Raw genomic sequence first — 19901 nt, 5'->3', positions numbered from 1 at the left:
TGTCGCGAGGATCCAGCTGGAGCCCCCGCAGCAGCTCACCAGGAAAAGCGGCAGAAAGCCACCCGACGCCTGGTTTGGGCGCGCTGATAGACGCAAAGACCGCCAAAGCCAACCGTGTTTTCGGTCGGAACTGCGCAGAACTAACGCAGTCCTATCAGGCTCAACTGCCTGCCATAGTTCGGCTCACCGCGATGAGTGGCCCGCCGGAACGAATAATAGCGCCGTTCCAGAGAGTAAGTATCGAGCGCCAGATCCTCGATCTGGTTGATTCCAGCCTGTCGCAAACGGTTTGCGACATAGGCTGGCAGGTCGAACTGCCAATGATCGGCACGGCCCGGCGCGAAGAATCGCGCCTCTTGCCTGGTGAAAGCCTTGCGAAATCCCTCGTCAACTTCATAGCTCGCCTGAGCGATGGTGGGGCCGATGGCTACAGCGATATTCGCAGGTTCTGCCCCAAGCACCTCCATCGCGGCGATGGTGTTTTCCAGCACGCCGCCATGTGCTCCGCGCCAACCCGCATGCGCCGCGCCCACCACGCCCGCCTTGCTGTCTGCGAAGAGGACGGGCGCACAATCCGCCGTGACGATGCCCAGCACCATGCCGGGGCGATCGCTCACCAGCGCATCGGCCACCGGCCTGCCGACCGCGGTATCGCTCCATGGCTCGACAATTGCCAGCACATCTGGCGAGTGAACCTGATGCGGAGCGACCAGAACTCCGCCCGGCAGGATCGCGCAGGCAGCACTTGCTCGCGCCGCACGAATTGAGCCTTCATCGCCCTCGCCGCCAAAACCGAACTGGTAGCGCCCGCCCGAGTGGCCGAAGAAACCATGCGGCACGGATCCCAGCACATTGCTGCGCGCAATATCAAAAGCAGGATCAGCCATCGAGGCTGCGCGCCACCTGCTCATATGTATCGCGCGACAGCTTCGGCGCATTGGCAATGCGTTCCAGCTCCGCCCGCATCAGTGCCGAGCGGGCCGGTTCGATCCGGCGCCAGCGGCCCAGCGAGGGCACGAATCGGGCCGCGGTCTGCGGATTGACCGGGTCGAGCGCCAGGATCAGATCGGCAAGCATCCGGTAGCCTTCCCCGCTTGGATCGTGGAAAGCATGCGGATTGCCAGCGAAGGCCATATAGAGCGCGCGCACCCGGTTGGGGTTCTTGAGCGTGAAATCGGGGTGCCCGGCCAGCGCCTTCACATGCTCCAGCGCATTGGGGTGGAGCGAAAGCGCCTGCAGCGTGAACCACTTGTCAATCACCAGCGCATTGCCCTGATAGCGGTTATAGAAGTCGATCAACCGCCCTGTCCGCTCTGCACTGTCGAGGCCGCATAGCGCCATCAGCGCGCCCTGCCGGTCGGTCATGTTGTCGGCATTGTCATACTGGAGCGCAGCCAGTTCGACCGCCTTGAGCGGATCGCTCGCGGCAGCATAGGCCAGCACCTGCGTCTTGACCTTGCGCGCGCCGCGCGCGCCTTCGCCTGCGAATGGCACTTTCTCGACGCGGTCATAGAGCGCGTGGAAGGCATCGGCCAGCCGCGTGCCAAGGATGACTTTCAAACCTTCGCGCTCCGCATGGACTGCGCCGGGATCCGCCCGTTCGATCTGCTCCATCAGGTAATTCTGGCTCGGCAGCATCATCAGCTCGCCCCGCATCGAATCCTCAAGCTGAGAGTCTTCGAGCACGGCTCCCATGGCTGTGGCGATCGCATCTTCACCAGCGGCGCGCTCGCCATCGCCGAGCGTACCCATGGCCGCTGCGACCAGATGGCCGACCACCAGTTCCTGCATCGCTTCATAGCGCGCGAATGGATCGTCATCATGTGCGGCGAGCAGCACCAGGTCTTCGCGGCTGGCGTCGCGTATGATCGTGACCGGAGCGGTAAAGCCGCGGTTGATCGAAAGCACGGGCTTTGCCGCATATCCATTGAAGCTGAAGCTCTTTTCAGTCTCGTCGAGCACGATCAGCGATTCGCCCCCATGCGTGCCGGCTTCGCGATCGAACAGCGCAATTTTCAGGGGAATCACCATCGGCTGTTTGTCAGCCTGGCCGGGCGTCGTGGGAACATGCTGGCTCAGCGTGAGAGTGACCGTGTCGCCTTCGTGCGCCGTCCTCACATGCACTTTCGGGGTGCCCGCCTGGCTGTACCACAAGCGGAACTGCTTGAGATCAATCCCTGCCCCGTCTTCGATCGCGCTGACGAAGTCCTCGCACGTCGCCGCTTCGCCATCGTGTCGTTCGAAATAGAGGTCGGTGCCTTGCCGGAAGCGGTCGCTATCCGATCCGAAATTGGCCAGCACCCGCATCATGCGGATCACTTCCGCGCCCTTGTTATAGACCGTGGCGGTGTAGAAGTTGGAGATCTCCCGGTAGCTGTCCGGCCGGATCGGGTGTGCCAGCGGGCCCGAATCTTCGGGGAATTGCGCTGCGCGCAGGATGCGCACATCCTCGATCCGCTTGACCGCCTCGCCCTGCATGTCCTGGCTGAAGAGCTGGTCGCGCAGCACGGTGAAACCTTCTTTCAGGCTCAGCTGGAACCAGTCGCGGCAAGTCACGCGGTTGCCCGACCAATTATGAAAATATTCGTGCGCGATCACGCCTTCGATGGCGTCGAAATCGGCATCGGTCGCCGTGTCGGGATCGGCCAGCACATATTTGGTATTGAAGACGTTGAGGCCCTTGTTCTCCATCGCCCCCATGTTGAAATCGCTGACAGCGACAATGTTGTAGAGGTCGAGATCGTATTCGCGGCCGAAGGTCTCCTCGTCCCATTTCATCGATTTGCGCAGCGATTCGAGCGCATGGTCGGTGCGCGGCAAGTCTTCTGCGCGCACCCAGATGTTGAGCGTGACATCGCGTCCACCCATTGTCGTAAATGTACCGCTGTTCGCCACCAGGTCACCGGCGACCAGCGCAAAGAGATAGCAGGGCTTGGGCCAGGGGTCGTGCCATTCGGCCCAACAGGTGCCGTCTTCATCCTCCCCACTCGCCACTTCATTGCCGTTGCACAGCAATATCGGAAACTGCGCTTTCGGCCCGCGCATTGTCACGGAATAGACCGACAGAACATCGGGCCGGTCGGGGAAGAATGTGATGCGGCGGAACCCCTCCGCCTCGCATTGCGTGCACAGCATCCCGTTAGAAGCATAGAGCCCTTCGAGCTGCGTGTTTGCGCTGGGATCGATCTGCGTCACGATTTCAATCTCATGCGCATCGGCGGAAAGCGGCAGGATCAGATCATGCCCGTCCATCGCCCAGCTATTGACCATCTCGCCATCCAGCTTGACCGAGAGCGGCTCCTGCCCGTCACCATTGAGCCTGATCCTGTCAGCCGGCGCGGCTCGACCATTGCGAGTAACGGTGAGCCGCGCGACCACGCGAGTCGCATCGAGACCGAGATCGAAATCGAGCGCGATCTCCGGGACCAGCCAGGGAAAGGGCGTGTAATCCGAACGGTGGATGATCTGGGGTTCATGCGGCGCAGGCGCGGCGTCGGCAGGTTGGGGGTCGCCTTCGGGGGTGGTCGATTTCGATGCAATGTCCATGCGATCCGATTTAGGTTGATTTTCCCCGGGGTCCAACGATTAGAACGTAACGGATGGCGCAAGTGTTCATTTTCGGCCTGGGATATTCGGCCAGCCGGATCGCCGAGGCACTCGAGATGCGTGGGTGGCGGATCGACGCAACTGGAAGCGCAGGCAATATCGATTTCGCGGATGAAAGTGCGGTTCGTGCGGCTTTGAGCTGCGCGAACCACGTGCTCTCCTCCGTCCCGCCGGATCGAGACAGTGGGGCAGACCCGGTGCTGGAACGCTATGGAGGCGCGCTCGGTGGGAAGTGGCTCGCCTATCTTTCCTCTACGGGCGTCTATGGGGACACAAGGGGTGCCTGGGCCGACGAAAGCGCACCGACCGGCACCGGGCGCAGATCGGCGCGGGCGCAAGCGGACGCGCAATGGCTGGAACTGGGCGCGCGCCTGTTCCGCTTGCCTGGAATCTACGGGCCGGGCCGAAGCGCGCTCGACCGTGTCCGAAAAGGCAAGGCGCGGCGGATCGATCTGCCCGGCCAGGTCTTCAGCCGCGTTCATGTCGACGATATCGTTTCGGGCGTGACCGCGGCGATGAAACATGATGCGCCGCCCGGCGCCTACAATCTCGCCGACGACCTACCCGCAAGCAACAATGCCGTGATCGAGGAAGCCTGCCGCCTGCTTGGCGTCACGCCACCACCGCTCGAGAGCCTGGACGAGGCCGATCTCTCCCCAATGGCTCGGGCTTTCTATCTGGAGAACCGGCGTGTCGCCAACGGCAAGGCGAAACGCGTGTTTGGCTGGCGGCCCCGCTACCCGACCTACAAAGTGGGTTTGGCGGGATTGATCTAGCTGCTCTTAACTTCCCGCGCTCTCAGCGCCAGAATCATACCGAGCATCGCTAACAGCCCGCCCGCAATCGCCAGCGGCGTCCAGCGATAGCCTTCCAGCAGAGTAGAGATGAACATGGCGATCACCACCACCAGCACTCCGTTATAGGCGGCGCGGCCTGCACCTAGCTGGCGTACGAGATTGTAATAGAGCGGGAAGGTCACCACCGATCCGGCCAGCGCCAGCCAGCCGATCCCCGCCCAGTAATGCGGATCGTTGGGCAGGACGGGCGGCCCCGCCAAGGCAAAGGCGATACCGTAATCGGCTAGCGTTCCATAGAGCATCGACCAGGCGAGCAGGCTGACCAGCGAAGTGCCTTGCCCGGCCGGCCCCGCCTGAATGACATTGGCGAAGGATGCCGAGAGCATCGCCAGCAACGCCAGCGCAACGCCGAAGAGGACATTGCCGCCGAGCGGCTCCACCTGCGCTTCATTGACCAGCAGCAAGGCGATTCCCGCCAGCGCCACCGCGCTGCCGGCAAAAAAGCGAGGCGTAACCCGCTGCCCCAGCAAGGCGCGGCCCAGCACGGCATTGGGCACGAACATCATCCCGATCATCAATGCGACGACGCCCGATGTCAGGTACAGCTCCGACAGATAGACGAAATTGTAATTGCCGCAGAATTGCATCAGCCCCATCGCCATCGCCAGGCGATGCGCGCGGCGCGGCATGAACAGCGAACGCCGCATCGCCAGCGCCAGCAGGAACATCGCAGGCGTCGCCAGCGTGAAACGCCAGGCGACCGACCAATGCGCAGGCACTCCATCGATCTGCCCGGTGATGACATACCAGGTCGAACCCCAGATCGCGGCAACCAGCAGGAAGGGAATGGCGATCGCCGGACGCAGCAACGCATGCGGCGACACTTCGACGTTCATCGATGCTCGCTCACAGCCCGGCCACGGCCCGGCCGAGCGCCCGCGCCGCTTCAATCGGCGTATCCCATGCGGCAACGAAGCGGGCGGCGTCCTCGCCCCAATCGTAGAAGTCGAAGCCCTGATCGCGCAGCGCAGCGCGCTCATTGACCGTGGAGCGCAGGAACACTTCATTGGCTTCGACCGGATGCAGCAGTCGCTCGCCAGCACCGGTCGCTATGGCCGAAGCGGCGGCATTGGCAGCGAGCGCATTGTCCAGCCACAAGTGCTCATCAAGCATGGCCATGAGCTGCGCAGCGAGGAAACGCCCCTTGCTCTGCAAATGGCCCGCGCGCTTGCGGCGATAGCGCGCAACATCCGCCAGATCGGGATCGAAGAAGAGAATCGCTTCCGCATTCATCGCCCCGTTCTTTACGCAGCCGAAGCTCAGCGCATCGGCAGTGCCAACGGCGTCCGATGGAGAGCATTCGAGGAAAGCGACCGCATTGCCGAAGCGAGCGCCATCCACATGCAGGCCCAGTCCGCGTTCCTTCGCCAGCGCGCCGATTGCGGTTAACTCATCTGGCCGATAACAGCGCCCATATTCGCTCGCCTGTGTAAGCGAGATCGCGTGTGGCTGCACCTGATGCACATCGTCGCGGATCGGGTCGATCACCGCGCGGATAGCCTCGGGTGTCAGCTTTGCTCCATCGCCCTGCCCCAGCAGCAGCTTGGCTCCATGCAGGAAGAAGCCCGGCGCGCCGCACTCGTCCATCTCGATATGCGCTTCCTCATGGCATACGACGCCGCCATGCGGCTGGACCATTGTTGCGAGCGCGAGACAGTTCGCCGCCGTACCGGTCGCCACCCACAGCGCTGCACATTCGCGCCCGAACAGTTCGGAGAAGCGATCATCGAGCGCCTGGCTCAGCGCATCGCCATCATAGGGTGCATCGACTTCGTCGGCAGCTTGCAGAGCGGCCCAGACGCGCGGATGCACGCGCGCGGCATTATCGGAAAGGAAGGGTACGCGGTTCGCCATGTCGCTACCGCCTGTAATGTCCCCACGCAGCGGCGCAAGCCGGAGCAAGCCTCAATCGAGTTTGGAGAAGTCGGTTTGCGCAATACTCGCAAGCGCCGCTTCGCGTAGCTGGCGCGCACGCTCCAACGGGATACCGGAGATCGAGAAGCTCCCGCCTGCCAACCCCAGATGAAGCGTGGCATAGCCGCGCCGCTGCGCGATCGGCCCCTGCACGATCTCGACCGACTGCAATTTTACCCGATTGGCGATCTGGGTCGTCGGCGCGAGCAGCCCGCGGGTCGAGAACAGTTGCGCCTGGCTGAGCGCGTGACGCCTGAAGCTCCACGCATAAAGGTCAGCCGCTGTCGAGAATGCCGCCAGTGCCAGGGGGATCAGCGCAAAAGGTACTGGCGCCACGATCGCGACGACAAGCGCAACCAGCAGGAAGAACGAGGCGCTCAACACGATGCTGTCCGTGCGATAGCGCGTGCTCGCCCGCTGCCATTCGAGTTGCTCGCCCGGCAATTCGAATCCTGCCGCGCGGATGATCGGATCGATCTCTTCCATTTGCGCGAAAGGCGCGACCACATGGCTCGATGAACCTGCATCCTGCGCCAGGCTGACGAATTTGAGCCCGTGCCATCCAAAACGATAACGCAGGAAACGGGTCCCGATTTCGACCGCCTGCACGCGGTGCAGCGGCATCACCACGTCGGTACGGGTGAACATGCCGCGCCGACGGCGAAAACCACGCGCGGTCTTCTCCAGCAGGAATCCCCATTCGCGGGTGAAGGTCCGGATGATGCCGGTGCCAAAGCCCGCGACCAGCAGGAACAGCGCCGCCAGAATGCCGCCCATGACCTGCACCGCAAACCCGAGGCTGGCCAGCCAGGCACCCCGGCCTGCCAATTGCCCTTGCCAGGCTTCGAAATCCCATATGTCGAATGGCAGAAGGAAGTCGAACTGCTGCGTCAGGCCGAAGACAACAGCGACAATGGCCAGCGAAAACTCGAACAAGCCATATTTGAGCAAGCGCTGCGGCGACATGGCGAACAGCACCGTCGATGCTTCGGCCGGGGCGAGTGGAGCTTCGCCTTCGTCATTCGTGTCAGCCGGCGAGGCGAGCAGGGCATCGTCTTCGCGCCGCTCGCGCACCAGCTCTCGCAATCGCTCCCCTTCCGTCTCGGCAAGATAGGCGAGCTTGAGATCCTCCCCCGCGCCCGAACCGGTCTCGAACTTGACTTCGACCAGGCCGAACAGGCGCGGCAGCAGCTTTTGCTCGAGGCTGACGTCCTGGATGCGTTCGTAAGGCACCGACCTTGCTGCGCGCGATACGATCCCGCTTTCAACGCGGATGTCGTTCGCCCCGACCAGATAGGTGAATTTGCGCCAGCCGAGATAGGCCACGGCCAGATTGAATCCGATCACCGCCAGCACCAAGGGGGCAAGATAGGCCAGCCCCTGCATCTTCCCCTTGTCGAAAACGGTGAAGATACCGATCGCAATGGGAATGCCGAGCCTTCCCAGCATGTTGAGCGCACGGACGATGAAGCTGCGCGGATCGAGCCGCATCACCTTGCCATCCCCAGTTGGCATGGATTCGCTCACAGCGTCTCGCGCCGGATGTGCGCCCTGATCTCCTCGCGCATGTCCCGCGCCAATCCCTGCTCCAGCCCCGGCAGGTCGACCGCGGCATTATGTACGCCGGCGGTATGCAGGGTGAGCGTGGCGATGCCGTAGTAACGTTCGATCGGCCCCTGGTTGACATCGATATGCTGGACCCGGCCGAAAGGCACCACTGTGTCAGAACGGAAAAGAATGCCGCGTACTACGCGAAGCCGGTCCGCATCCATGGCATAGCCACGCGCCAGATGGCGGCGCAGCGGGAGCCGCAGCACTGCCATGAGCGCGAGCAGTGCGACCGGCCCGAGAATCAGACCCGGCGGCAAGACGCTCGCCCCCTCCAAAATCAACGCGCCCAGCAGAAAAGGGGCAGCGACGATCATGGTCTTGAGGCGCAGGGCCTTCACATGATTGGGATGCAGATTTGTCAGTGCATCGTCTTGTGCGGCCGGAACCGCTGGTTCAGTCTCATCCTCCATTTGTGAAACATGGCCAGCACAACTTGCCGAAGCAAGCGGAAATGGGCACAGCACGGCCAAACAGGAGAACCGACGCTTGGCCAAAAACATGCGCATTCTCGGGGCTATACTGGCTGGAGGGCAAGCACGCCGCTTCGGCAGCGACAAGGCGCAGGCGCTTTTCGAGGGCGAACGGCTGATCGACCGGGTTGCCGCTTCGCTCGCCGCGCAATGCGAAGCCATCGTGGTGTGCGGGCGGGAGGAAGCCGGATTTACCTGCATCCCGGATCGCCCCGGTCCGGACATGGGGCCGCTGGGCGGGCTCAATGCAGCGCTGCATCATGCGCAAGATCATGGATTTGACGCCGTGCTCGCCGCTCCATGCGACGTGCCCAATCTGCCGCATGATCTGGCCGGACAACTTTCGGGTGAGGGTGCCGCGATCGTCACGGGGCAACAGGTCGTGGGGCTATGGCCCGCAAAACTGGGTACGGCGCTCGACAGCTTCCTGCAGGCAGGCGGCAGGCGGATTTACGAATTCGTCGATGAAGCGGGTGCGCGCGAAGTCCCGCTCGATCCACCGCTGCGCAATGTGAACCGGCCCGAGGATCTGGGCGAGGCGTAGCTGTCTGCCCTTCGCTTGCGCTCGGGAGTTTGGTGACAAACCGATGCGAAGTGCGTGCCGCCTCCCGCCCTTGCGGTTGGGAGTTTTCAGCCATTTCTGTCCCCCGGACAGAATTTCTGCTGTCTGCCCTTCGCTTGCGCTCGGGAGTTTTCATCGAAAACAGTCCCCCCGGACTGTTTCCTGTTATGAAAACTGGTGCTGCTGGGGAGGATTGAACTCCCGACCTCACCCTTACCAAGGGTGCGCTCTACCACTGAGCTACAGCAGCGCCTCATCGGGTGGCGCGCCTATTGTCGCGCAGGCGCGCAATGTCAAGCGACACTTGAGCCGCACGGGCTTTAGCGGCAAGGCGTTTCGCATGTCTGAAGAAAGCAGCAACAATATGTCGCGCGAAGAGAGATTGGCGGCAAAACTGCGCGAGAATCTGCGCCGCCGGAAGGCGCAAGCACGCGCGGCCTCGCAAACAGACGACGATTCGCGTGGAGAAGCCCTTCCCAAGGGGCGCGGCGATAGCTAACGAAGCGCGCTCAATATGCGCCCGCTGATGCAGGGGCCGAGGCAGGTGGAGCGCCAACCTCTCCCCCTCCCGGCCAAACGGAGACGAAATGCCCAAGCTGATCCTCGTTCGCCACGGCCAGAGCCAGTGGAATCTCGAAAACCGCTTCACCGGCTGGTGGGATGTCGACCTGACCGAGAAGGGGATCGAGGAAGCCAAGGCGGCCGGCGTGCTGATGAAGGACAAGGGCGTGCTGCCGACGCTCGCCTTCACCTCGGTCCAGACCCGCGCAATCCGCACGCTGCATCTGGCGCTGCATGCGGCAGGCCGGCTGTGGATCCCCGAGACCAAGGACTACCGTCTCAACGAGCGGCACTATGGCGGGCTGACCGGGCTCGACAAGCAGGAAACGCGCGACAAGCATGGCGATGAACAGGTGCATATCTGGCGCCGCAGTTTCGACGTCCCGCCGCCCGAGCTTGACGCGGGCAGCCCCTACGATCTGTCCTCCGACCCGCGCTATGCGGGCGTCGATGTTCCCCGGACTGAAAGCCTCAAGCTGACGATCGAGCGTGTGCTGCCCTATTGGGAAAGCGATATCCTTCCGGCCTTGTCGAGCGGCGAGACGGTCATCATCTCCGCCCATGGCAACAGCCTGCGGGCGCTTGTGAAGCATCTCTCCAATATCTCGGATGAGGACATCACCGGGCTGGAAATTCCCACAGGCCAGCCGATCATCTATGACTTCGATGACGCAATGGTGCCGGGCGAGCGCTATTACCTCAAGGACAGCTGAGAAGGGCGAGGCGAAGATGGGAGGCAGGGTAGCGATCGTGATGGGCAGCCAGTCGGACTGGCCGACCATGAAATGCGCGGCGAAGGTGCTGGAAGAGCTCGAGGTCGAGCATGAAGCGCGGATCGTCTCCGCCCATCGCACGCCCGACCGGATGAGCGCATTCGCCAAGGGCGCGGAAGGCGAAGGCTTCGATGTCATCATCGCGGGCGCGGGCGGCGCGGCGCATCTGCCGGGCATGATCGCGGCGATGACGCATCTGCCCGTTCTGGGCGTACCGGTGCAGTCAAAAGCGCTGTCAGGCCTCGATAGCCTGCTTTCGATCGTGCAAATGCCCGCCGGCGTACCCACCGGGACGCTGGCCATTGGCGAAGCCGGCGCGACCAATGCCGGGCTGCTCGCAGCCAGCATATTGGCGCTGCAGGACGAAGACTTGTCCGAGCGGCTGCAGGATTGGCGCGCTGCCCGCAGCGCCGCCGTTGCGGAGCATCCGACCGACTGATGCAAGGACCTGTAATCAAGCCCGGTTCAACCATCGGCATCCTTGGCGGGGGGCAGCTTGGCCGGATGATGGCCATGGCGGCGGCCCAGCTGGGCTATCGCTGCATCGGCTATGCCCCTGCGGGCGAGAATGTCGCCGCCGACGTCTGCCACGACTTCTTCGAGAACGGCTGGGGTGACAAGCCCGCGCTCTCCGCCTTTGCTTCCAAATGCGATGTGGTGACCTGGGAGTTCGAAAACGTTCCGCTGTCCGCAGTCGAGATGATCCCGCCGCAGTTGCTGCACCCTGACCCGCGTGCACTCGAGGTCGCGCAGGACCGGCTGAAGGAAAAGCGCTTCGTCGAAGGGCTGGGCGGCACGCCCGCCCCCTATGCCCCGGTCGATTCGGAAAGCGAGTTCCGGCAGGCGGTTGAGCGGATCGGCACGCCGGGCATCCTCAAGACCTGCCGCGAAGGCTATGACGGCAAGGGCCAGTGGCGCCTCAAATCGGACCGCGATCTGGAAAGCGTCCGCTTCCCCGGCCGGTCTTGCGTCTATGAAGGCTACGTACCATTCGACGCGGAGTTCTCCGTGATCCTGCTGCGCGGCCTGGATGGCGAGATCCGCTTCTGGGACAGCCCCGAAAACCGCCACGAAGGCGGCATCCTCATCAAGTCGTCTGTCCCCGCGTCCGATCACGTTGCACCGCATGTGGACAAGGCGCGCAGGCTGGCACGCAAGGTTGCCGAAGCGCTGAACTATGTCGGCGTGCTGACGCTGGAGTTCTTCGCCACGGCAGACGGCCCGGTCTTCAACGAAATGGCGCCGCGCGTGCACAATTCGGGCCATTGGACCATCGAAGGGGCGGATACGAGCCAGTTCGAGAACCACATTCGCGCGATCTGCGGCTTGCCCCTGGGCGATTGCGGCATGGCGGCAAAGCACGCCGCGATGACCAATCTTATCGGTGAGCAGATCTTCGAAAGCCCATCGATCCTCTCCGATCCGCATTGCCATGTGCATGTCTATGGCAAGAGCGAGGCGCGTGAAGGCCGCAAGATGGGCCATGTGACGCGCCTCGAACGCTGACGATGCACGAGATCTTCATGATCTATGCTCGTGCCAGCAACGGCGTGATCGGCAAGGACGGCACGCTGCCCTGGCATATCCCCGCCGATCTCAAGCGGTTCAAGGCGCTGACCATGGGCAAACCCATGATCATGGGCCGCAAGACGTTCGAGAGCTTTCCCTCGCCGCTGCCGGGCCGCCGCCATATCGTGCTGACCCGGCGCGAGCGCTGGGATTCGACCGGGGCCGAGGTTGCGCGCTCGGTCGAGGAAGCGCTGGCGATGGCGCGCGAAGGCAACGAGACCGGCGAGATCGCGGTGGTCGGCGGCGCGGCGATCTATGACGTGCTGATGGATCACGCCCAGCGTATCGAACTGACCCATGTCCATGCCGACTATGAAGGCGATACCTTCATGCCGGTGCTCGGCAGCGAATGGGAAGTGGAAGCGCGCGAGGACGTGGCAGCGGAGGGCGGCCTGCCCGCCTATTCCTTCGTCACCTATCGCCGTGCGGGCGAGGATGAGGGCTGATGCGCTGGCTCGATCATCGCGAGGACATGCCCGAGGCGCTGCATGGCGCGGTGATCGCGCTGGGCAATTTCGACGGATTCCATCGCGGGCATCAGGCCGTCGCAGGCGAAGCGATCCGCTGGGCCCATGAGGAAGGGCGACCTTCGATCATAGCGACCTTCGATCCGCATCCGGTGCGCTTCTTCCGCCCCGACGTGCCGCCATTCCGCCTGACCACGCTGGAACAGCGGCAGGAACTCTACATCGCCGCCGGGGCCACAGCGATGCTGGTGTTCCATTTCGATGGCGAGCTGGCTGGTACCAGCGCGGAAGATTTCATCCGCGAGATCCTGGTCAAGCGCTTCGCCGCGCATGGCGTCGTGACGGGCGGCGATTTCACCTTCGGCAAGGGCGCTGCTGGCAATGTCGATCTGCTGCAATCGCTCGGCGAGGAACTCGGCCTCGCCAGCCGGGTGGTCCATGCGGTTGAAGATGGCGATGGCGTCATCTCCTCCAGCCGCATCCGCGACGCCTTGCGCGAAGGCGACCCGCAAGAGGCGGCGCGCCTGCTCTCCCGCCCCTTCGCCATCCGCGGCATCGTGGAGCATGGCGACAAGCGTGGGCGCGACATCGGCTATCCCACCGCCAATCTCGCAATCGACAAATATCTGCGCCCCAGATACGGCGTCTATGCCGTGACCGGCCGCATTCTCGCCACCGGTCAGGAGCTGAAAGGAGCGGCCAATCTGGGCGTGCGCCCTCAGTTCGAACCGCCCAAGGAACTGCTCGAACCCTATTTCTTCGACTTTTCTGGCGACCTCTACGGGCAGGAGATCGAAGTGTCCTTCCACCACTTCCTGCGGCCCGAAGCGAAGTTCGACAGCCTCGAAGCGCTGATCGACAGAATCGAGAAGGATTGCGCCGAGGCACGCAGGCTTCTAAGCGCCCTCCCCTATGTCTGAACAGCGCGACAACACTCAAAGAGATTATCGGGACACGGTCTTCCTGCCGAAGACCGACTTCCCCATGAAAGCCGGCCTTCCGCAGAAGGAACCGGGCATTCTGGCGCGCTGGGAAGAGATTAACCTCTACGCCAGGCAGCGCGAAGCGCGCGAAGGCCGCGAGAAGTTCATCCTGCATGACGGCCCGCCCTACGCCAATGGCGATATGCATATCGGGCACGCGCTCAACCATATCCTCAAGGACATGGTCTGCCGCACGCAGAACCTGCTGGGCAAGGATGCGCCTTACGTTCCCGGCTGGGATTGCCACGGCCTGCCGATCGAATGGAAGGTCGAGGAGCAGTACCGCAAGAAGAAGCTCAACAAGGACGAGGTTCCGGCAAAGGAATTCCGCGCCGAATGCCGCGCCTATGCGCAGCATTGGGTTGATGTGCAGCGCGAACAGATCAAGCGGCTGGGCGTGCTGGGCAATTGGGACAAGCCCTATCTGACAATGGATTCGCAGGCCGAAGGCACCATCGTCGCAGAGCTGATGAAATTCGTCGAGGCGGGCAATCTCTATCGCGGCGCCAAGCCGGTGATGTGGAGCCCGGTCGAAAAGACCGCGCTGGCCGAGGCCGAGGTTGAATATGAGGACATCACCTCGACGCAGATCGATGTGGCGTTCGAGATCACCGAAAGTCCGATCCCTGAACTGGTTGGCGCGCATGCGGTGATTTGGACGACGACGCCGTGGACGATCCCGGTGAACCAGGCGCTCGCCTATGGGCCGGATGTTGAGTATGTTCTGGTTGAATACCTGCGGGCTGGAAAAACGAAATTAGATGAACCGTCTGGAGGGTCAGGGAGCAACGATCACGTCCGGGATCGCCCATTTAGAATACTGCTCGCGAAAAATCTTGTTGAGGCGTTTTTCGAGCGTGAGAAGGCGTTCACTCATGGCGCGCCTTCGGCCGAGTATCATACAATTTGGGAAGGGCGAGGGGCAGAATTCGCCGGCACCGTAGCCGCTCATCCGATGGCGAAGTTCTTGAGCGCTTGGATTGAGTTAACCTCGAATTTTGATCCAACTGTATGGAAGATGGCCGCCATAAATTGGTCAGAATCGCAAATTGCAAATATCGAGTTTTTCCAGCGTCCGCGCCCTTTCCTGCCGGGCGATTTCGTCACCACAGACAGCGGTACCGGCCTCGTCCATATGGCTCCTGACCATGGCGAGGACGATTTCGAACTGTGCAAGCAATATGGCATAGAGCCAGTTTTCGCATTGATGGACGACGGGCGCTATCGCGATGATTGGGCTTGGCTTGGCAGCCACTGCGTTGACAACGATGGTAACGAGCTTCGCCGCAGTGTCATTAACAAGCCCTTTAACTCGCCTGAGGGACCAATCTGCGGATGGCTAAATGGAGCGGGCGCTCTCCTCAGCGCATCCGCAGATTATCAACATAGCTATCCACATAGCTGGCGCTCGAAAGCCAAGGTGATCTTCCGCTGCACCCCACAATGGTTCGTGCCGATGGACAAGGTAATCGACACGGGCGATTTCGAGGTCGCGCCCGGCAATCCGCTCGGCGCAGCGGTCGCGCCTTTCGTCAGCCAGGACCATTCGACGCTGCGCCAGCGCGCGCTCAATGCCATCTCCGAAACGCGCTTCGTGCCCGAAAAGGGCCGCAACCGCATCGGTTCGATGGTCGAAGGGCGGCCCGACTGGGTGCTCTCGCGCCAGCGCGCCTGGGGCGTGCCGATCACCCTGTTCGTGCGGCCCGACGGTTCCTATCTGCAGGACCCCGAAGTCAACGCACGGATCGTCGCGGCCATCAGCGCGGAAGGCGTCGATGCCTGGGAAGATGCGCGCAAGGCGGAATTCCTCGGCCCGGACCATAATCCGGACGATTACGAGATGGTCAGTGACATTCTCGACGTCTGGTTCGATTCGGGTTCGACCCATGCCTTCGTTCTCGAAAGCGGGCGTTGGCCCGAACTGACCCGGCCCGATGACCATGCAGGCCCGCCAGCCGATCTCTATCTCGAAGGCACCGACCAGCATCGCGGCTGGTTCCAGTCATCGCTGCTGGAAAGCTGCGCCACGCGCGGCCATGCGCCTTACAAGGCAGTCTTCACCCACGGCTTCACAATGGATGCCGCGGGCAAGAAGATGTCCAAGAGCCTGGGCAATACGGTCGATCCGCTCAAGGTGATGGAACAGTACGGCGCGGACATCATCCGGCTGTGGGCGCTGTCGGTCGATTTCACCGAGGATCACCGCATCGGCGACGAGATCCTGAAGGGCGTGGGCGATCAGTACCGCCGCTTGCGCAATACCTTCCGCTATCTGCTCGGTGCGCTCGACGGTTTCGTCGGCGACATGAGCGATGCGGCGGAGATTCCCGAGCTGGAGGTCTATGTCCTCGCACTGCTGGCCGATCTCGACGGCAAGCTGCGCAAGGCGGTCGATGATTTCGACTTCAACGCCTACACGCGGCTGCTGGTCGATTTCTGCAACGAGGACCTTTCGGCCTTCTATTTCGATATCCGCAAGGACTGCCTCTATTGCGACGGGCCGGACGATGCGAAGCGCAACGCCTATCGTACTGTGCTCGACCTGCTGTTCCACGCGCTGGTGCGCTATGCCGCGCCGGTGCTGGTCTATACGGCTGAGGAAGTGTGGAACACGCGCTATCCCGAGGATGGCGAACAGGGCGGCAGCGTGCATCTGCTCGAATGGCCTTCGGTGCCCGGCGTCAATGCCGACGGTGCACGCTGGGCCAAGCTGCGCGAATTGCGCGAACGCGTAAACGAAGCGATCGAGCCGCTGCGCCGCGAAAAGACCATTCGCTCCAGCCTTGAAGCCGAAGTGATTGTGCCCGCCGATGCAGTGCCCGAAGGTTTCAGCGACGCAGATCTGGCCGAACTGTTCATCACCGCGTCAGTCACGCGCGGGCAAGGCGGCGAGGTGATCGTTGCCAAGTCCACAGACCACAAATGCGGCCGTTGCTGGCGCCTGCTTCCCGAGGTTTCGGAAGACGGCGCACTCTGCGCACGTTGCGAAGGCGTGGTCGAAACGTTGGATGCCACCGCATGAATGCGCTGGTCACCCGCAACCGGATTATCGGCCTGGCTTTCGCCGCGCTGGTGTTCGGACTGGACCAGTTCGTGAAATGGCTGGTGATCGCTCCATTGCGCCTGCGCGAAGTGGGCGTGATCGAACTGCTGCCATTCTTCGACCTGCGCTATACCGAGAACTTCGGCGTCTCGCTGGGGATGCTGCAAGCGACTTCAATGGAGATGCGCTGGCTGCTGGTGGCAGTGACGGCCATGATCGCGCTGGTCGTGCTGGTGTGGATGTTCCGCGAGAAGACACTGCCCGATATTCTGGGCCTGGCGATGATCCTGGGCGGCGCGCTGGGCAATATCCTAGATCGCTTTGGCCTGGGCTATGTCATCGACTATGCCGATTTCCATATCGGGGATTTCCGCCCTTTCCTCATTTTCAATGTGGCCGATGCCGCTATCACCATCGGCGTGGTGATTATCCTTGCCCGTTCCTTCTTCGTGCGCGAAAAGGGCGGCGACCATGAACAGCCGGCGCAGCAGCCGGCGGAGAGCTGAGCTATGCGTAAACTGACTTCGACCGCCATCATCCTTGCCACCAGTGCCATGCTGGCAGGCTGCGGCAGCGGAGGCATTCTCAACCGCGAACGGCCTGACGAATTCGCCGTGCAGCGGCAGGCTCCACTGGTGGTTCCGCCCGATTTCAACCTCGTCCCGCCCGCACCCGGCGCCCCGCGTCCCAGTGAAGGCACTGCGCAGGAGCAGGCTCTCGACGCATTGTTCGGCGGCCCCGCCCCGCGCAGCGATGTGGAAACGAGCGCGCTCGATCGTGCAGGTAGTGCCGCTCCCGGCATCCGCTCAAGCGTGGGCGATCCGGATACCAGCGTCGTCGCCAAGGGCAGCGTGACGCGCGACATCATCGCAGCACCTGAAGGTGACGGGCAAGCGGCGCAGGCAGTAATTCCAGGCTAATTTGTCTTAGACTCTCAAACGCCGGGCGCGCGCCATCCGGCGCGCTTGGCTTCTCGGCAGTTGCCGCGACGGCCAGTCGGCCTTGCGATCCGCTAGTCGCGGACCGGATCAGCGATAATTTATGGCGAATGTAACGGGCCAAAGGCCCGCAAGCGCGACTGCGCGCCCGCAGCGATGCGACCCTCAGGTCGCGTGAGCGAGGAAATCGCACGCCGGAGGGCGTGCGTAGATCAAGACTCTCTACTCACCAACAACTTATCGATCCGCCGCCGGTCCATGTCGACCACTTCAAATCGCCAGCCCTGGTCAGTGAAGCTCTCGCCTTCGATCGGGAGCTTCTTGAACACCGACAATGCATAGCCCGCCGCTGTGCCGAATTCGCGGTCTTCCGCATATTCAAAGCCTAGCCTGTCTGCCAGCGCATCAGCGGACAGAGCACCGGAAACCAGCAGGCTGCCATCGGAGCGCTCGACGATCTGTGGCCCCTCGCGTTCGTCCTGATCGCTGACGAATTCACCAACGATTGCGGTCAGCAGATCGACCGGCGTGACGATCCCGTCGAGATGGCCATATTCGTCATGCACCACTGCCATGGCAATCTCGGACTGCTGGAGCACGCGCAGCGCGTCCATCGCGTCAAGCTGATCGGGCACGACTTCTGCCTTGCGCATCAATTGCGTGAGCGAGACGGGCCTGCCCGCCACCAACAGAGCCAGTACCTCGCGAACCTTGATGACGCCCAGCACGGTATCGGGCGAACCATCCGCCACCGGCAGCAGCGAATGCGGGCTGCTCTCGATCGCCGCTCTGATCTCGTCCTCGCTGGCATTGACGTCGACCCAGTCGATCTCGGTCCGCGGCGTCATCAGTTCGCGCACGGGCCGTTCGGCCAGGCGGACGACACCCGCCAGGATCTGGTGCTGCTCGGCTTCGATCACGCCGGAACGGGTGGCTTCGGCAAAGATCATGTGCAGCTCTTCGGCGGTAACATTCGACTGGCCGCCCGGACGCACGCCAAACAGGCGAATTAGCGCGCCCGAGGAGGTGTCGAGAAGCCACACCAGCGGCGCCGCAATGCGGGCAAGGATCGCCATTGGCCGCGCCATGACCAGCGCAATCGGGACCGCGGCCCGCAAGGCAAGCTGTTTCGGGACCAGTTCGCCCACCACCAGGCTGAGATAGGTCGTGAGCGCGATTACAGTTCCGAACCCGAAATCGCCCGCCATTCTGGCCGGAACGCCAAGCAGCGCCAGCCGCTCGCCCACCGGACCGCCAAGGCTGGCGCCCGAATAGGCGCCGGCAATGATCCCGATCAGCGTAATTCCGATCTGCACTGTCGAAAGGAATTTGCCCGGATCCGCAGCCAGCGCGAGTGCAATCCTTGCGCTGGCCGAGCCCTTGTCGCGCGCCGTCCGCAGCCGCGCAGTCCTGGCCGATACGATCGCAAGTTCCGACATGGCGAACACGCCGTTGAGCACGATCAGCCCGGCGATGATGAACAGATCTGTCCAGGGAAATGGTGTCACCCGGCAACCGCTAGCACAATTGCGCTGCCGTGCCAGCTTTCAAGCACACAATCGTGCAGCCGCGCCAGTCACATGCCATTCAGCTCGGCAGGCGAATATCGGGCACTGCAATCCAAGTTCATTGCGGCGGAACATAGGCTTGCGCTATTGGTTGAGACTGGGAGACGCAGGAATTCGTTTCCCAATGAACAGGGCGAACCCCCTTCGTCCGATCACTCCTAGGAGGACACCGGAATGAGAAAACCCCGCATTTTGCTAGCAAGCGTTGCCGCCGTTTCACTGATGGGCACCAGTGCTTGCGTCACCGACCCCAACACCGGCGAAAGAAAGGTATCACGCACCGCGATGGGTGGCGTTGGCGGTGCCGTGCTGGGCGGCCTTCTGGGCGGAGCGATCGGCGGCAAGACAGGCCGCATCATCGGTGCGGTCGGCGGCGCAGCCGCTGGCGGCTATGTCGGCTACAAGATGGATCAGCAGATCAAGGAAATCAAAGAGCAGACCGAAGGTTCGGGCGTCGATGTAACCGAAGTCGATGGCGGCGACGCATTCCTGGTCAACCTGCCCGATGTGACCTTCGCCACCGGCAGCGCTTCGATCAGCCCCGATTTCCAGAATGCGCTCGATGCCGTCGCGAACAGCCTGGTGAAATATCCCAACTCGATCGTTGACGTCTATGGCCACACCGACACGGTCGGTTCGGCATCGTTCAACCAGCAATTGTCCGAGCGGCGCGCGCAATCGGTTGCCAACTACCTGATTTCGCGTGGCGTTTCATCTGCACGCCTGCGTTGGCAGGGCTTCGGCGAGACGCAACTCCGCGTTCAGACCGGCGACAATGTGAACGAGCCGCTCAACCGCCGTGTGGAAATCAAGGTCATTCCTTTTGACGAACAGGATGTTGCTGAGGCACAAGCATCCCAGGGCAACTGATCACGCCCTGTTTTCACGAAAGAAACTGGGGGCTGGCCCGAATGGGCCGGCCCTTTTTCTTTGCAAGGGCGGCCTATTGCGCGAGGCGTTGCGCCCTCTCCGCCAGCCG

Annotated in this window: 19 protein-coding genes and 1 tRNA gene; 12 read left to right on the top strand and 8 right to left on the bottom strand. The window is 62.6% G+C overall.

Going from position 1 to position 19901, the window contains the following annotated elements; genetic code table 11:
• Positions 1–140 precede the first annotated feature (140 nt).
• Positions 141–887: a peptidoglycan editing factor PgeF gene (pgeF, locus tag ACQY6C_RS02010; protein WP_427964073.1), complete on the bottom strand. Its 747-nt coding sequence runs from the start codon at positions 885–887 to the stop codon at positions 141–143.
• A complete protein-coding gene (pepN, locus tag ACQY6C_RS02005; RefSeq protein WP_427964071.1) occupies positions 880–3546 on the bottom strand; it encodes an aminopeptidase N in 2667 nt (888 codons plus the stop codon). Before pepN ends, pgeF begins: the two co-directional genes overlap by 8 nt.
• A 53-nt stretch (positions 3547–3599) precedes the next feature.
• Between pepN and ACQY6C_RS02000 the strand changes: the two genes are divergently transcribed.
• Positions 3600–4382 carry an SDR family NAD(P)-dependent oxidoreductase gene (locus tag ACQY6C_RS02000; RefSeq protein ID WP_427964069.1) on the top strand — a complete coding sequence of 261 codons (783 nt, stop codon included), beginning with the start codon at positions 3600–3602 and terminating at the stop codon, positions 4380–4382.
• On the opposite strand, the gene ACQY6C_RS01995 is transcribed toward ACQY6C_RS02000, so the two are convergent.
• From ACQY6C_RS01995 to ACQY6C_RS01980, 4 genes are read right to left on the bottom strand one after another with little or no spacing between them, the layout of a single operon-like run.
• A complete protein-coding gene (locus ACQY6C_RS01995) occupies positions 4379–5299 on the bottom strand; it encodes a DMT family transporter (RefSeq protein WP_427964068.1) in 921 nt (306 codons plus the stop codon). The genes ACQY6C_RS02000 and ACQY6C_RS01995 overlap by 4 nt on opposite strands.
• Before the next feature lie 10 nt (positions 5300–5309).
• Positions 5310–6317 (bottom strand): threonine aldolase family protein, encoded by a 1008-nt coding sequence (locus ACQY6C_RS01990; protein WP_427964325.1) that lies wholly within the window; start codon positions 6315–6317, stop codon positions 5310–5312.
• A 51-nt stretch (positions 6318–6368) separates the two neighbouring features.
• Positions 6369–7892 (bottom strand): PH domain-containing protein, encoded by a 1524-nt coding sequence (locus ACQY6C_RS01985; RefSeq protein ID WP_427964066.1) that lies wholly within the window; start codon positions 7890–7892, stop codon positions 6369–6371.
• 8 nt (positions 7893–7900) lie between these two features.
• A complete protein-coding gene (locus ACQY6C_RS01980; RefSeq protein WP_427964064.1) occupies positions 7901–8398 on the bottom strand; it encodes a PH domain-containing protein in 498 nt (165 codons plus the stop codon).
• An 88-nt stretch (positions 8399–8486) separates the two neighbouring features.
• On the opposite strand from ACQY6C_RS01980, the gene mobA reads away from it, so the two are divergent.
• Positions 8487–9002, top strand: a complete 516-nt coding sequence (mobA, locus tag ACQY6C_RS01975) for a molybdenum cofactor guanylyltransferase (protein WP_427964322.1) — start codon at positions 8487–8489, stop codon at positions 9000–9002.
• 193 nt (positions 9003–9195) lie between these two features.
• On the opposite strand, the gene ACQY6C_RS01970 is transcribed toward mobA, so the two are convergent.
• A tRNA-Thr gene (locus ACQY6C_RS01970) sits at positions 9196–9270 on the bottom strand.
• A gap of 90 nt (positions 9271–9360) precedes the next feature.
• On the opposite strand from ACQY6C_RS01970, the gene ACQY6C_RS01965 reads away from it, so the two are divergent.
• The 9 genes from ACQY6C_RS01965 (at position 9361) to ACQY6C_RS01925 (ending at position 17336) form a co-directional block, all read left to right on the top strand.
• Positions 9361–9519: a hypothetical protein gene (locus tag ACQY6C_RS01965; protein WP_427964062.1), complete on the top strand. Its 159-nt coding sequence runs from the start codon at positions 9361–9363 to the stop codon at positions 9517–9519.
• An 88-nt stretch (positions 9520–9607) separates the two neighbouring features.
• Positions 9608–10294 carry a 2,3-diphosphoglycerate-dependent phosphoglycerate mutase gene (gene gpmA, locus ACQY6C_RS01960; protein WP_427964060.1) on the top strand — a complete coding sequence of 229 codons (687 nt, stop codon included), beginning with the start codon at positions 9608–9610 and terminating at the stop codon, positions 10292–10294.
• A gap of 16 nt (positions 10295–10310) precedes the next feature.
• On the top strand, positions 10311–10793 hold the full coding sequence (purE, locus tag ACQY6C_RS01955; RefSeq protein WP_427964059.1) for a 5-(carboxyamino)imidazole ribonucleotide mutase: 483 nt from the start codon (positions 10311–10313) through the stop codon (positions 10791–10793).
• On the top strand, positions 10793–11860 hold the full coding sequence (locus tag ACQY6C_RS01950) for a 5-(carboxyamino)imidazole ribonucleotide synthase (RefSeq protein ID WP_427964058.1): 1068 nt from the start codon (positions 10793–10795) through the stop codon (positions 11858–11860). Before purE ends, ACQY6C_RS01950 begins: the two co-directional genes overlap by 1 nt.
• A 17-nt stretch (positions 11861–11877) precedes the next feature.
• Positions 11878–12369 carry a dihydrofolate reductase gene (locus tag ACQY6C_RS01945; RefSeq protein WP_427964056.1) on the top strand — a complete coding sequence of 164 codons (492 nt, stop codon included), beginning with the start codon at positions 11878–11880 and terminating at the stop codon, positions 12367–12369.
• Positions 12369–13310 (top strand): bifunctional riboflavin kinase/FAD synthetase, encoded by a 942-nt coding sequence (locus ACQY6C_RS01940; protein WP_427964054.1) that lies wholly within the window; start codon positions 12369–12371, stop codon positions 13308–13310. The genes ACQY6C_RS01945 and ACQY6C_RS01940 overlap by 1 nt, the downstream gene beginning before the upstream one ends.
• Entirely contained in the window at positions 13303–16395 is a 3093-nt protein-coding gene (gene ileS / locus ACQY6C_RS01935; RefSeq protein ID WP_427964052.1) for an isoleucine--tRNA ligase, read from the top strand. The genes ACQY6C_RS01940 and ileS overlap by 8 nt, the downstream gene beginning before the upstream one ends.
• The gene (gene lspA, locus ACQY6C_RS01930) at positions 16392–16922 is read left to right on the top strand and encodes a signal peptidase II (RefSeq protein ID WP_427964051.1); all 531 of its coding nucleotides are present in this window, start codon (positions 16392–16394) and stop codon (positions 16920–16922) included. Before ileS ends, lspA begins: the two co-directional genes overlap by 4 nt.
• A gap of 3 nt (positions 16923–16925) precedes the next feature.
• Entirely contained in the window at positions 16926–17336 is a 411-nt protein-coding gene (locus ACQY6C_RS01925; protein WP_427964049.1) for a DUF3035 domain-containing protein, read from the top strand.
• 230 nt (positions 17337–17566) lie between these two features.
• On the opposite strand, the gene ACQY6C_RS01920 is transcribed toward ACQY6C_RS01925, so the two are convergent.
• Complete coding sequence (locus ACQY6C_RS01920) at positions 17567–18862, bottom strand: hemolysin family protein (protein WP_427964047.1); 1296 nt, start codon at positions 18860–18862, stop codon at positions 17567–17569.
• Positions 18863–19096: 234 nt separating this feature from the next.
• Between ACQY6C_RS01920 and ACQY6C_RS01915 the strand changes: the two genes are divergently transcribed.
• Positions 19097–19792, top strand: a complete 696-nt coding sequence (locus tag ACQY6C_RS01915) for an OmpA family protein (RefSeq protein WP_427964045.1) — start codon at positions 19097–19099, stop codon at positions 19790–19792.
• Positions 19793–19901 lie beyond the last annotated feature (109 nt).

Source organism: Altererythrobacter sp. (assembly GCF_050299635.1).
GTDB lineage: Bacteria > Pseudomonadota > Alphaproteobacteria > Sphingomonadales > Sphingomonadaceae > Erythrobacter.
The sequence above is the reverse complement of the archived record's forward strand: the minus strand, read 5'-3'. Positions and strand labels throughout refer to the sequence as shown.